The organism is Microbacterium galbum (genome assembly GCF_032464915.1).
In the GTDB taxonomy this organism is placed as follows: Bacteria; Actinomycetota; Actinomycetes; order Actinomycetales; family Microbacteriaceae; genus Microbacterium; species Microbacterium galbum.
Map to the genome: position 1 here is coordinate 609127 of NZ_JAWDIS010000001.1, position 13508 is coordinate 622634.

Consider the following 13508-nt stretch of genomic DNA (forward strand, 5'->3'; position numbering starts at 1 on the left):
TGCGCTACGGCTCGGCCGAATGTTCATCGCCAGCGGGAGCGGCGGCTCTGCAGCAGCTGTGCACGCCGCCCCGGGCCGACGGATCGGCCCAGCGCACGGTCTCGGGGCGGGGCGACGACGAAAGAGGGGCGGATGCCGATGGCATCCGCCCCTCTCGGGATCAGGCGATCAACGCAGCGCGTCGATGACCGCGTTCAGCGTGGCCGAGGGGCGCATGACCTTCTCGACGAGCGCCGTGTCGGGGCGGTAGTAGCCGCCGATCTCGGCGTGGTGGCCCTGGACCGCGTTGAGCTCGGACACGATGGTCTGCTCCTCCGCCTCCAGCTTCTCGGCGACAGGGGCGAAGACGGCCGCCAGGTCGGCATCCGTCGTCTGCTTCGCGAGCTCCTCAGCCCAGTACAGCGCGAGGTAGAAGTGGCTGCCGCGGTTGTCGATCGTGCCGAGCGCACGGCCCGGCGACTTGTCGTTCTCGAGGAACGTGCCGGTCGCGGCATCCAGCGTCTGTGCGAGCACGCGGGCGCGGTCGTTGCCCGTCGTGTCGGCGAGGTGCTCGAGCGAGGCCGCGAGGGCGAAGAATTCGCCGAGCGAGTCCCAGCGGAGGTAGTCCTCCTCGACGAGCTGCTGCACGTGCTTGGGGGCGGAGCCACCGGCACCGGTCTCGAACAGGCCACCGCCCGCGAGCAGCGGCACGATCGAGAGCATCTTGGCGCTCGTGCCCACCTCGAGGATCGGGAACAGGTCGGTGAGGTAGTCACGCAGCACGTTGCCGGTGACCGAGATCGTGTCCTCACCGCGGCGGATGCGCTCGAGCGAGTACCGCGTGGCCTCGGCCGGAGCGAGGATCTCGATGGTGAGGCCCTCGGTGTCGTGGTCGGCGAGGTACTCGTGCACCTTGGCGATGAGGTTGCGATCGTGCGCGCGGGTCTCGTCGAGCCAGAACACGGCCGGAACGCCGGTCGCGCGGGCGCGCGTGACAGCGAGCTTCACCCAGTCGCGGACAGCCACGTCTTTGGTCTGCGTCGCGCGCCAGATGTCGCCCGTGCTCACCTCGTGCTCGAGCAGCACGTCGCCGTTCGAGGCGACGACCTGCACGCGGCCCGGGGCCGGGATCTCGAAGGTCTTGTCGTGGCTGCCGTACTCCTCGGCGGCCTGAGCCATGAGACCGACGTTCGGTACCGAGCCGATGGTCGCCGGGTCGAGCGGACCGTTGGCGATGACGTCCTCGATGGTCGCCTGGTAGACACCGGCGTACGAGGAGTCGGGGATGACGGCGAGTGTGTCGTCTTCTCCCCCGTCGGCGCCCCACAGCTTGCCGCCGTTGCGGATGAGCGCGGGCATCGAGGCGTCGACGATGACGTCGGAGGGCACGTGCAGGTTGGTGATACCCTTGTCGCTGTTCACGTACGAGAGGCGGGGGCCGTTCTCGAGACCGGCGCGGATCTCGGCCGCGATGGCCTCGCCGCCCTCGACGTTCGCCAGACCCGCGAGGATCGATCCGAGGCCGTCGTTCGGGGTGAGCCCGGCGGCCGCGAGGGCGTCGCCGTGACGGTCGAAGACATCGGCGAAGAAGGCCTTCACGACGTGACCGAAGATGATCGGGTCGCTGACCTTCATCATCGTGGCCTTGAGGTGCACCGAGTAGAGCACGTCGTCGGCCTTGGCCTCGGCCAGCGTGTCGGCGAGGAACGCGTCGAGGGCCGCGGCCGAGAGGAACGTGGCATCCACGATCTCGCCCTGGAGGACCTTGAGGCCGTCCTTGAGGGTCTTCGTGGTGCCGTCGGCCGAGACGTGCTGGATGGTGAGCACGTCGTCGTCGGCGATGACGACCGACTTCTCGTTCGAGCGGAAGTCGTCGTGGCCGAGGGTCGCGACGCGGGTCTTCGAGCCCTCGCCGAACGCCTTGTTGCGGTGCGGGTGCTTCTTGGCGTAGTTCTTCACCGCCAGGGGCGCGCGGCGGTCGCTGTTGCCCTCGCGCAGCACGGGGTTCACGGCCGAGCCCTTGATGCGGTCGTACCGGGCGCGGACGTCCTTCTCATCGACGCTCGACGCCTCGTCGGGGTAGTCGGGGATGTCGTAGCCCTGCGCCTGCAGCTCGGCGATCGCCGCCTTGAGCTGAGGGATGGATGCCGAGATGTTCGGCAGCTTGATGATGTTCGCCTCGGGCAGCGTCGCGAGACCGCCGAGCTCGGCGAGGGCGTCGCCCACCTGCTGCTCGGGAGTGAGGCGCTGCGGGAAGGCCGCGAGGATGCGGCCGGCGAGCGAGATGTCGCGGGTATCGACGTCGACGCCCGCCTGCTTCGTGACGGCCTGCACGATGGGCAGGAACGACGCGGTGGCGAGAGCCGGCGCCTCGTCGGTGTACGTGTAGATGATGGTGGAATCGGGCACGTCAGATCTCTCCGTAGAGGCGGCCAGGGTTGCGAACCAGCCTATCGCACCAGGGCAAAGTCTCTTGATGTCGAGATAGTTCCACTCGGCGCCCCCTGTCGTGTGGACTCCGTTCAGGCGCGGATGCCGTGCTCCCGGGCCGTCTTCGGATGCGCCATGGTGTCGCGAGGAAGGTCGGCGACGCGCATCCACCCCGGCCCCTCGATCCGGGCGCCCTTCGCGGCGAGACCGTCGATCGCAGCATCCACCTCGCGGGAGATCTCGTCGGCGAGCTGACTGCCGACCACCATCGACACGATCACGCGGCACTCCTCTCGCTCGACGCGCGCCGTCACGACGACCACGGCCTTCAGAGAGAACGGCCCGATGCGCGTCGTGAACAGGGACAACCCGGTGTTGTCCAACAGCGCCTCGCTGACGACGTCGCCGCGCTCCCACACCCAGAGACTCTCGCCCGTCGCCCCCGGATCGGCGGAGCTCGTGCGTTCCGGCGCCGGGCGCAGGTGCGCCCGCGCCAGAGCAGCCGACACCGCGTCGACCGTGGTGCCCTGCGCCTCTCGCGCCACGTGGAGGACGCACGCGCGGGCGATCTTCCATCGGCCCGCCGGTCCGTCTTCGGCGCGGGGAGGGCGCGCGGGCGGCGGGGTGGCGGCATCCATCGATTCAGCCTACGGCGGGTGTCCGGGGCGGGGCGGCGGGCGGGCGGGGGCGCGAAAACCATGACGCCGAACGCATGCGGTGGCATGGGATCTTGGGGCCGGGACGACGGTGCCGCTAGCCTGGGCGCATGGCTGACCTGCGTCTCGTCGAACTGTCCGCCGCCACGATCGTGGCCGTGAACAATCTCTCGCTCAAGCCCGGCCAGGAGCAGTTCCTCGCCCCGGTCAGCTACGGCATCGCCGCGACCGTGATGAACCCGTCGACGTCGTGGCAGCGCGTCGTGCTCGACGGCGACGAGGTCGTCGGCTTCGTGAGCGCCAACTTCGACGGCGAGGCGCCCGAGGAGCACTTCCGCTCCGTGCTGTGGCGCATCAACGTCGACGCCGACGATCAAGGCCGCGGTGTGGGCAGCTTCGCGCTCGGGCAGCTCCTCGAAGAGGCGCGCCGTCGCGGCATGGACCACGTCGATGTCATCTACGAGCCCGGCGTCGGCGGCCCGGAGGCCTTCTTCCAGCGCGTCGGCTTCGAGCCCGTCGACGAGACGGAGTACGGCGAGGTCATCGCGCGCGTCCGCGTGTGAGGCGAACCACCTCTGCTTCCCGGGTGAGGTTGTAGCCTCCGGGCGCACGGAGAACCCGCTTCCTCGTACGGTGTCCCCGTGTCCGGACCGTGGTTCTCCATGCCCTTCGGGGTCGCGCTCGCGGCCTACAGCCTCGTTCAGCTGGGCTCGACTCCGCACTGGTGGAACATCGCCACCACGGCCATTCTGCTTTCCGCTGCCGTAACGTCCGTCCTGCGGGGCGTCCTCGACCTACGGGCTCGCCGCCGCGCTCCGCGTGACTGACGACGGATGCCACGCGCCCCGCGTCAGGCGGGGGGGCGTGGCATCCGATGTTCTCGGCGCCCGGGGTCAGACGAGCGACTCCCGCCAGGCCGCGTGCAGCTGCGCGAACTTGCCCGTCCCGGCGATGAGGGCGGCGGGGGTGTCGTCCTCGATGATGCGACCGTGCTCCATCACCAGCACGCGGTCGGCGATCGCGACCGTCGACAGGCGGTGGGCGATGATGATCGCCGTGCGGTCGGCCAGCAACGTCTGCAGCGCATCCTGGATGAGACGCTCGCTCGGGATGTCGAGCGACGCCGTCGCCTCGTCGAGGATCAGCACCGCGGGGTCGGCGAGGAAGGCGCGCGCGAAGGAGATCAGCTGACGCTGGCCCGCCGAGACCCGACCGCCGCGCTTGTTCACGTCGGTGTCGTAGCCGTCGGGCAGCTTCGAGATGAAGCCGTCGGCGCCCACCGCACGGGCGGCGGCGCGGATCTCGTCCATCGTGGCGTCGGGCTTGCCGAGCGCGATGTTGTCGGCGACCGTTCCGCTGAAGAGGTACGCCTCCTGGGTGACCATGACGATCGCGCGGCGGAGATCCTTCGGATGCAGGCGACGCAGATCGACCTCGTCGAGGGTGACGGCACCCTGCGTCGGGTCGTAGAAGCGCGAGATGAGCTTCGCGAGCGTCGTCTTGCCGGCGCCGGTGGTGCCGACGAGGGCGATCGTCTGCCCCGCGGGGATGTCGAGCGTGAAGTTCGGCAGGATGACCCGACCCTCGGTGTAGCCGAAGGTGACCTCGTCGAAGCGGACGTGCCCGCGGGCACTCCACAGGTCGACGGGGTCGGTCGGGTCGGGAACCGTCGGCTCCTCCTCGAGGACGCCCGACACCTTCTCCAGGGCCGCGGTGGCGGACTGGTAGGAGTTCAGGAAGAACGCGACCTCCTGCAGGGGCGAGAAGAAGTTGCGCACGTACAGCACGGCGGCCGTCAGTACGCCGATCTCGAGCGGACCGGCGATGACGCGACCGCCGCCCCACAGCAGCACGACGGCCACCGAGACGGCGGCGACCGCCATGATCCCCGGCTCGAACGTTCCGAACAGACGGATCGAGCGCATGTTGACGTCGCGGTAATCCGCGGCGAGCGCGCCGAACTCGGCGTCGTTGCGGGGTTCCTTGCGGAACGCCTTCACGGCGCGGATACCCGTCATGGTCTCGACGAACTTGACGATGACCTGCGCACTGATGACGCGCGACTCCCGGTAGATGACCTGCGAGCGCGTGTAGAACCAGCGCATGAGCAGGTACATCGGGATGCCCATGACGGTGAGGATCAGCCCCGACTGCCAGTCGATGAGGAAGAGCGCGGCGAGGGTGAACAGGCCGTAGAGCACCCCCGACACCAGCTCGTTCAGTCCGCCGTCGAGCAGCTCGCGGATGGTGTCGAGGTCGCTCGTCTGACGCGAGATGATGCGGCCGGAGGTGTACGACTCGTGGAATTCGAGGCTGAGCTTCTGCGTGTGCAGGAAGATGCGCTTGCGCAGGTCGAGCATGATCGCCTGCGTCAGACGCGCGGCGACGACCACGTACCAGCCGATCAGCACGGCACCGCCGATGCCCGCGAGCAGGTACACGCCGACCACGCCGTAGGTCGGCATCCAGTCGCTGCGCTCGATGACGGCGGGGAGCGCGTTGTCGATGCCGTAGGCGATCAGCGCGGGACCGGCCACACGCAGTGCCGTCGAGACGACGAGCACGGCCGCAGCCAGCACGAGCTGCCACCGCAGCGGTGACACGAGCGATCCGAGCAGGCGGAGGGAGCGCTGCCGGATGGCCTTGCTCTCGGCGCGCGTGTAGTCGGAGCGGTCTTCGCCGCTGGTCCCGGACACGGTCGCGGTGCTCATCGGGTCGCCTCCTTCTCGGTGAGGGCGTCGTCGGTGGGGGCGTCTTCGGATGCCGTGGCCCGGCGCCCGTCGGTGTCCGCGAAGTCCTCGTCGGGAGCGATGATCGAGATGGCTCCCGTCCGCGCCTCGCGCTCGGCTTCTTCGAGGCTCGAGATGACGTAGCGGTAGTGCTCGCTCTCGCGCAGCAGCTCGGAATGGGTGCCGACCGCCGTGACGCGCCCGTTCTCCAGCAGCGCGACGCGATCGGCCAGGGTGACCGTCGAGGGCCGGTGGGCGACGACCAGGGCCGTCGTCTCGCTGAGGACCTCGCGCAGGGCGTCTTCGACGAGGGCCTCGGTGTCGACGTCGAGCGCCGACAGCGGATCGTCGAGCACGAGGACGGCGGGGCGGGCGGCGACCGCTCGCGCAAGGGCGAGACGCTGACGCTGGCCGCCCGAGAGGCTGAGCCCCTCCTCGCCGATGACGGTGTCGACACCGTCGGGCAGGTCGTGCACGAACTGGGCCTGAGCGACCTGCAGGGCTTCGCGCAGGATCTCCTCCGCCTCGGGCGAGCCCGGGACGAGGTCTTCGCGCCCGAGGAGGACGTTGTCGCGCACCGTCTGCGAGAACAGGGTCGCGTCTTCGAAGGCCATGCCGACGTGGCGCCGCAGCTCGGCGAGCGACAGCTCGCGCACGTCGACGCCGTCGAGCAGCACGCGTCCGCCCGTGACGTCGTAGAGCCGGCCCGGCAGGGTCGTGAGCGTGGTCTTGCCGGAGCCGGTCAGGCCCACGAGGGCCATCGTCTCGCCCGGGCGCAGCGTCAGATCGATCCCGTCGAGCAGATCGGGCTCGGTGCCGGCGGCATCCTGATAGCGGAAGTGGGCGCCCTCGAAGGTGAGCTCGCCGCGCGGTGCGGCGATCGAACGCGGGTTCTCCGGGTCGACGATCGTGTTCTGCTCGTCGAACACCTCGAAGATGCGGTCGGTCGCGGTGCGCGCGTCGAGCAGGAACGAGAAGAGGAAGCCGATCGACTCCATCGGCCAGCGCAGCACGGTGGCCATGGCGAAGAAGGCCACGAGCTCGGCGACCTGCAGCTGCTCGAGTTGCGCCAGCACGATCCCCGCGCCGAGGCAGACGGCGAAGGCGATGTCGGGCAGCAGCACGAGCCAGAACCAGATCCAGCCGACCGCGCGGGCCTTGTCGATCTCGGTCTCACGCAGCGACTCCGCCTGGCGGGTGAACTTCTGCAGCGCGTGCTTTCCGCGGCCGAAGGCCTTGAGCACGCGGATGCCGTGGACGCTCTCTTCGACGGAGGTCGCGAGATCGCCCGCCTGATCCTGGCTCTGACGGGTGAGGGCGCCGTACCGCTTCTCGAACCGGAAGCCGACGTAGATCACCGGGGCCGAGGTGACGAGGAACAGTGCTCCGAGCAGCCAGTGCCAGCGGAAGAGCAGGATCGCGCCGATCGCGATCGTCAGCATGTTGACGACGAGCAGGATGACACCGAAGGCGAGCCACCGGCGCAGCATGCTGATGTCCTGCATCATGCGGGAGAGGAGCTGCCCCGACTGCCACCGGTCGTGGAAGGCGACGGGCAGCCGCTGCAGGCGCGAGTAGAACGACTGGCGCAGGTCGTATTCGACCTTGGTCGCCGGCGCGAGCACGAACCACCGACGCAGCCACACCATCGCCGCCTCGGCGAGGCCGAGCGCGAGCACGGCGAGCGAGCCCCCCACGAGCGCGGCGGGGTCGAGGGAGGCGATGGGGCCCGCGACGATCTGCTCGAGGACGAGCGGGATGGCGAGGGCGAGGAGGCTCGCGATGAGCGCCGTGACGGCGCCCGCGATGAGGCGCGGCAGCACCGGCCGCGCGATGGGCAGCAACCGCGCGAGCGCGCGCGGCGTGGAGAGACGTTTCGGAGTCGTCGAGGTGGTCATGATCCTCAGGGGGTCGAAGCGGGCGCCGGGATCGGGCGCGGACAGGGAAGCCGAGGGCGCGACGGGTTTCGTCGGTCAGGGCGGAAGCGCGAGCGCCGGAGCGCGGACGCGGGCCCTAGGAGCGTCGGCCGGGACGCGCGGCGACGGAGAACGCGGCGGCCGGGGCGACGGGGGCGTCGATCTGGTCCATGGCATCCTCCTTGATCTGGTGAAGCCATCGCCGGGGGAACGACAGCCCTCCAGAGTATCCCTGTGAGAACGCTGAAGGCAAGGGTGTCTTCGCCGCTCAGGCCGCCGCTTCGCGCGCGAGGAGGCTCTGCTTGACCGCGGTGCCCCACGCGAATCCGCCCATCGTCCCGTCTCCCCGCAGAACGCGGTGGCACGGGACGAACAGGGCGACCGCATTGCGGGCGCAGACGGATGCCGCGGCCCGCACCGCGGTGGGCGAGCCCAGCGCCGCGGCGAACCCGGTGTAGGTCAGCGGGGAACCGGGCGCGATACGGCGCAGGCCCTGCCACCCGGCGAGCTGGAGGGCCGTACCGTGCTGCGCGACCTCGACGTCGTCGATCGCCGCGACATCGCCCGCGTAGTAGGCGCGGACCGCCACGGCCGCGGCGGTCTCGCCCGGGGACACGAGGTCGGGACGGCGGTCGGGCCGCAGGCGGGCGAGGACGGCGTCGCGGTCGTCGGTCCATCCCGACACGATCACGCGATCGGCGGCGTCTGCGAGGATCGCGAAGGGGCCGTCGGGGGTGTCGACGAACTGCAGGGTGGCCGTGGTCATGCGGGGGTCTCGCTTTCTGCGTCGGGGGCGGGGATCGGTGCGGGGCGGGATGCGGGGGTGGGCCGCGCCGCGGCCGAGGCGGCGGGTGCCGCGGGTGCCGCTGGGGCGGCGGGTGCCGCGGGGGCGGGCGAGCGCCAGGCCTGGGTCACCGGGGCGGCGTACCAGTAGTGCGCCATCGCATAGCTGCGCCACGGAGCCAGGCGCTGCGACCAGGCGGTGAACCCGGCGGGATCGGACGGCAGACCGAGCTGCGCGGCACCGGCGCGCGCTGCGACGTCTCCGGGGAGCAGCACGTCGGGGTCGCCGAGGACACGCATGCGCACGTAGTCGGCGGTCCACGGGCCGATCCCCCGCCGGGCGAGGAGCCGCTCCCGCTGCTCGGCGCCGTCGTCGCCGGGTCCGATCTCGAGTGAGCCGTCGGCCAAAGCTGCGGCGGCCTCGACGATCGCGCGCATGCGCGCGGCCGGCCCCCGCAGCACCTCGAGTCCGCGTTCGGCGATCACTGCCGGCGGGGGGAACAGCGTCATCGGCTCGGGCGCCACGCTCGCGGACTCACCCAGCTCGGCGGCGAGTCGCCCCTGCATGGTGCGGGCCGAGGCGACGCTGATCTGCTGGCCGATCATGGCGCGTAACAGCATCTCGTCGGCATCCATCGCCCCCGGCACCCGGACACCGGGGATCGCGGCGACGGCGGGAGCGAGTTCGGGATGCCGCGCGAGGGCGTCGTCGATCGCGCGCGGGTCGGCATCGAGATCGAACAGTCGCCTGACCCGTGCGATGAGCGTGCCGAGATCGGCGAGCGCGCTCAGCCGCGCGCGCAGGCGCAGCTTGTCGTCGGCGCGGCGCACCTCGAACCACGCGGGGCCACCGGGAAGGCGCACCACCCGTGCGAACGAGCGGTCGTCGCCGACCTCGACACCCGGGATCGCGTGCGCCCGCATCCATCCGAAGAGCCCGACCGTGTCGATGGGCCCGCGTACCGGAAGCGCCAGATCGATCTCGCCCGCCGCCGCCTCGGCGCGCGCGGTCGCCGAACGGCGCGCGCGCAGGGCGCTGGGCGTCATCCCGAACACCTCGCCGATGGTCTCGGTGAATTGACGGACGCTCGAGAATCCGGCCGAGAAGGCCACGTCGGCCGACGACAGGTCGGTGCCCACGAGGAGGGCCCGTGCGGTGTGGGCGCGATGGGCTCGCGCGAGGGCGAGCGGACCCGCACCGAGCTCGGCGGCGAGGAGTCGCGTCAGGTGACGCGACGAATACCCCAGGCGGCGGGCGAGGCCCGGGACGCCCTCGCGGTCGACCACTCCGTCGGCGATGAGGCGCATGGCGCGGGCCACGACGTCTCCGCGTACGTCCCACAGGGGCGAACCCGGGGCGGCCTCGGGCAGACACCTCTTGCACGCGCGATAGCCCGCCTCGTGCGCTGCGGCGGAGGTGGCGTAGAAGGTGACGTTCTCTTCGTTCGGGGTGCGCGCCGGACAGCTCGGACGGCAGTAGATGCCCGTCGATCGCACGGCCGTGACGAACTGCCCGTCGAAGCGCCGGTCGCGCGACTGGATCACGCGGTAGCGCTCGGTGAAGCCCGGCGCGTCGGCGGTGGTGGGGGTCATGGCATCCACCCTGCCATCGACCTCCGACATCGGCTGGCGGAAATCGGACACGGCCGTGGGCGGCCGCGAAAGCGCGGGCGGAGACGGGGTGGCGACAGGTGCGCAGGTGGCCCCGGGGCGACGGAGGTGGCCCTGGGGCCACCCTGCGCCCCGACTCGGCGCGCCCGACTCCCCCCGGGGCGACGGAAGTGACGCCGGGGCGGCCGCGCCGGCCCCGGGGCCATCCAGCGACGAGGCCGTCGCCGCAACCCCTCCCCGATGTCGGTGCCCGTCGCTAGCGTGAGGGGATGAGCGAACGCGAATACGACCTGATCGTCATCGGCGCGGGCCCCGTGGGCGAGAACGTGGCCGACCGCGCCGTGCAGGCCGGTCTCACCGCCGCCATCGTGGAGTCCGAGCTCGTCGGCGGCGAGTGCTCCTACTGGGCATGCATGCCGTCGAAGGCACTCCTGCGCAGCGGCGCGGCCCTCCGCGCCGCACGTGACGTCGACGGCGCGAAGCAGGCGGTCACGGGCGAGCTCGACGTGGCCGCTGTTCTGCGACGCCGCGACACGATGACGAGCAACTGGGACGACTCGGGTCAGGTGCAGTGGCTGCAGGGCGCCGGCATCGACCTCGTCCGCGGACACGGGCGGCTCACGGGCGAGAAGACGGTGCGCGTCACCGCCGCCGACGGCACCACGACCGATCTCGTCGCTCGGCACGCGGTCGCCGTGTGCACGGGTTCCGCCGCGCTCCTCCCCGACATCCCCGGCCTCGCCGACGTGTCGCCCTGGACGAGCCGCGAAGCGACCGCCGTCGAACGGATCCCCGGCTCGCTCGCCATCATCGGCGGTGGCGTCGTCGGTGCCGAGATGGCCACCGCGTTCCAGAGCCTCGGCGCGCAGGTCACCATCATCGCGCGCTCCGGATTGCTGGGCGGAAACGAGCCGTTCGCCGGCGAGCTCGTCGCATCCTCCCTCCGCGACCGCGGAGCGACCGTCAAGACGGGGGCGGATGCCGCGTCGGCGCGCCGCGACGACGACGGCCGCGTCGTGCTCGAGCTGTCCGACGGCACGACCGTCACCGCCGACGAGGTGCTCGTGGCGACCGGACGCGTCCCCCGCACCGACGACCTGGGAGTGGAGGCCGTCGGACTCGTCCCGGGCGAGTGGCTCGACGTCGACGACACCCTCCGCGTGCGGGGCTCGGACTGGCTGTACGCGGTCGGAGACGTCAACCACCGCGCGCTCCTCACCCACCAGGGCAAGTACCAGGCGCGGGCCGCGGGCGACGTCATCGCCGCACGCGCGAAGGGCGACGAGGTCGACGACGCCCCGTGGGGCGCTCACGTCGCCACCGCCGACCACGACGCCGTGCCCCAGGTCACGTTCACCGATCCCGAGGTGGCATCCGTCGGTCTCACCGCCGCGAAGGCGGAAGACAGGGGCCTCAACGTCACGGTGCTCGACTACGACCTGGCCAGCGTCGCGGGCTCGAGCGAGCAGTCCGACGCCTACGTCGGCAAGGCCCGCGCGATCGTCGACACCGATCGCGGCGTGCTCGTGGGGGCGACCTTCGTCGGCCCCGACATCGCCGAGCTGCTGCATTCCGCGACGATCGCCGTGGTGGGCGAGGTCCCCGTGAAGCGCCTCTGGCACGCGGTGCCGTCGTACCCGACGGTGAGCGAGGTCTGGCTGCGCCTGCTCGAGACGTTGGGTCGCGACTCGGCGTGAGACACGGCGCGGTGCTGTCGTCGGCCCCCTTCGAACCGACCGCTCGATGGAGGAGGGCCGCGCCATGTCGCGCGTCGTGGCGCTGATCCGCGGGGTCGGTGGCCCCACGGCCCTGAAGATGCCCGCGCTGCGCGAGGCGCTGGCATCCGCCGGCTTCGGAGACGTCGACACGCTGCAGGTCGCCGGCAACCTCGTGCTCGACGACGACGGCCGCGCCGCCGACGATCTCGCGGCGGTGATCCGCGACACCGTCCGAGACGCCTTCGGCTTCGATCTGCCCGTGCTCGTGCGCACGCACCGCGAACTCGTCGACGCCCGGGCGCGCAACCCCTGGGCCGATGCGGCCGAGGGGCGATGGGTGCAGACCGTGTTCCTCGACGGCGAGGCGACGACGACGCTCGAGCTGCCGCAGGGCGTTCCCGAAGAGGCGGTGGTCGACGGCCGTGAGGTTTTCGTGCGCTACCCGGAGGGGATCGGCGGATCGAAGCTGCAGGCCGGGTGGTTCGAGAGACGTCTCGGCGTCGTCGGTACCGCGCGCAACAACAACACCGTCGCGAAGCTCATCGAGATGAGCGCGTGAACGCGGCGGCATCCGTCGCGCCCCGAGTCGGCGCGCTCGCTCGAGCCGTCGATCGCTGACGGACCGTCACGGCGATCGCCGCGCACGCGATCACGGCGAGTCCCCCTACGACGGTGGCGGCGGTCAGCTGCTCCCCGAGCAGCAGAGCCGCCCAGGCGAGGGAGAGCACCGGTTGAACGAGCTGGAGTTGGCTGACGCGGGCCATCGGTCCGATGGCGAGCCCGCGGTACCAGGCGACGAATCCGAGGAACATGCTGACCACGGCGAGGTAGGCGAACGAGCCCCACGCGGCCGGGTCCGCCATGATCGGCGTGCGCATCGCGGAGACGGCGGTGAGGGCCACCATGACCGGGCTCGACAGCACCAGGGCCCACGAGATCGTCTGCCAGGCGCCGAGCTCGCGAGAGAGCACCCCACCCTCGGCGTAGCCGATGGCGGCGGCGACGACCGCTCCGAGCAGCAGCAGGTCGGAGGCGTGCACGCCACCGGCACCCCCCGCCAGGGCGAAGGTCACGGCGACGACGGCCCCGACCACCGCCGCGATCCAGAACGCCCGCCCCGGCGACTCTCGCGTGCGGATGACCGCGGCCACCGCGGTGGCGGCGGGGAGCACGGCGATCACGACGGCGCCGTGGCTCGCCGGTGCCGTGGTCAAGGCGAACGAGGTGAGCAGCGGAAACCCCAGCACCACTCCCCCGCCCACGATCGCGAGCCGCGCAGCCTGGCGGGGTGACGGGAGCCGTGACCGCGTCGCGACGAGCGCGATCCCCGCGATCGCCGCGGCCACCACGGCCCGCCCCGCGCCCACGAAGAGCGGATCGAACTGCGCGACCGCGATGCGGGTGAAGATGACCGTGAACGAGAAGGCGAGCACGCCGAGACCACCCCACACGAGCCCACCCCGCATGAGGCCACCCGTCACGGGGCCCCCGCGCACCACGGAACCGGACGCTCTCTGCATCCGCCCACTCTGCTGGCCGGGTGCCGCGCATCGCGCGGTCCACTCGCCGTCGCGTGGCATCCATCGCCTCCCGCCCCGACCTCGTGCCGCGCCCCGCCGAGGGCGACCGAGCCGGTTCGACGCGCGCGGGTGTCCGGGGCGCACGCGCCGCGGAAGGCGGCCGAGC

At 71.6% G+C, this 13508-nt stretch carries 11 protein-coding genes; 4 read left to right on the plus strand and 7 right to left on the minus strand.

Going from position 1 to position 13508, the window contains the following annotated elements; translation table 11 throughout:
* Positions 1–168: 168 nt before the first annotated feature.
* Positions 169–2388, minus strand: a complete 2220-nt coding sequence (locus tag RWH45_RS02900; RefSeq protein ID WP_315993415.1) for an NADP-dependent isocitrate dehydrogenase — start codon at positions 2386–2388, stop codon at positions 169–171.
* 113 nt (positions 2389–2501) lie between these two features.
* Positions 2502–3047: a hypothetical protein gene (locus RWH45_RS02905; RefSeq protein ID WP_315993416.1), complete on the minus strand. Its 546-nt coding sequence runs from the start codon at positions 3045–3047 to the stop codon at positions 2502–2504.
* Positions 3048–3175: 128 nt separating this feature from the next.
* On the opposite strand from RWH45_RS02905, the gene RWH45_RS02910 reads away from it, so the two are divergent.
* Together RWH45_RS02910 and RWH45_RS02915 are read left to right on the plus strand one after the other, a co-directional pair.
* Positions 3176–3628 (plus strand): GNAT family N-acetyltransferase, encoded by a 453-nt coding sequence (locus RWH45_RS02910; protein ID WP_315993417.1) that lies wholly within the window; start codon positions 3176–3178, stop codon positions 3626–3628.
* Between the two features lie 78 nt (positions 3629–3706).
* The gene (locus RWH45_RS02915; protein ID WP_315993418.1) at positions 3707–3892 is read left to right on the plus strand and encodes a hypothetical protein; all 186 of its coding nucleotides are present in this window, start codon (positions 3707–3709) and stop codon (positions 3890–3892) included.
* Positions 3893–3958: 66 nt separating this feature from the next.
* Here the strand turns inward: RWH45_RS02915 and RWH45_RS02920 are convergent, their stop codons facing one another.
* From RWH45_RS02920 to RWH45_RS02935, 4 genes are all read right to left on the minus strand, one after another.
* Entirely contained in the window at positions 3959–5776 is a 1818-nt protein-coding gene (locus tag RWH45_RS02920; protein ID WP_315993419.1) for an ABC transporter ATP-binding protein, read from the minus strand.
* Positions 5773–7692 (minus strand): ABC transporter ATP-binding protein, encoded by a 1920-nt coding sequence (locus RWH45_RS02925; RefSeq protein ID WP_315993420.1) that lies wholly within the window; start codon positions 7690–7692, stop codon positions 5773–5775. Before RWH45_RS02925 ends, RWH45_RS02920 begins: the two co-directional genes overlap by 4 nt.
* Before the next feature lie 286 nt (positions 7693–7978).
* On the minus strand, positions 7979–8476 hold the full coding sequence (locus RWH45_RS02930; RefSeq protein WP_315993421.1) for a methylated-DNA--[protein]-cysteine S-methyltransferase: 498 nt from the start codon (positions 8474–8476) through the stop codon (positions 7979–7981).
* Entirely contained in the window at positions 8473–10086 is a 1614-nt protein-coding gene (locus RWH45_RS02935; RefSeq protein ID WP_315993422.1) for a DNA-3-methyladenine glycosylase 2 family protein, read from the minus strand. Before RWH45_RS02935 ends, RWH45_RS02930 begins: the two co-directional genes overlap by 4 nt.
* 287 nt (positions 10087–10373) lie before the next feature.
* Here RWH45_RS02935 and RWH45_RS02940 point away from each other — a divergent pair, with 287 nt between their 5' ends.
* Both RWH45_RS02940 and RWH45_RS02945 read left to right on the plus strand, forming a co-directional pair.
* Positions 10374–11801, plus strand: coding sequence for a dihydrolipoyl dehydrogenase family protein (locus RWH45_RS02940; RefSeq protein WP_315993423.1), 1428 nt, complete (start codon positions 10374–10376; stop codon positions 11799–11801).
* A 64-nt stretch (positions 11802–11865) separates the two neighbouring features.
* The gene (locus RWH45_RS02945; RefSeq protein WP_315993424.1) at positions 11866–12381 is read left to right on the plus strand and encodes a DUF1697 domain-containing protein; all 516 of its coding nucleotides are present in this window, start codon (positions 11866–11868) and stop codon (positions 12379–12381) included.
* Here RWH45_RS02945 and RWH45_RS02950 read toward each other — a convergent pair.
* Positions 12362–13342 (minus strand): DMT family transporter, encoded by a 981-nt coding sequence (locus tag RWH45_RS02950; protein ID WP_437127318.1) that lies wholly within the window; start codon positions 13340–13342, stop codon positions 12362–12364. The two genes, RWH45_RS02945 and RWH45_RS02950, sit on opposite strands and share 20 nt — an antisense overlap.
* Positions 13343–13508 lie beyond the last annotated feature (166 nt).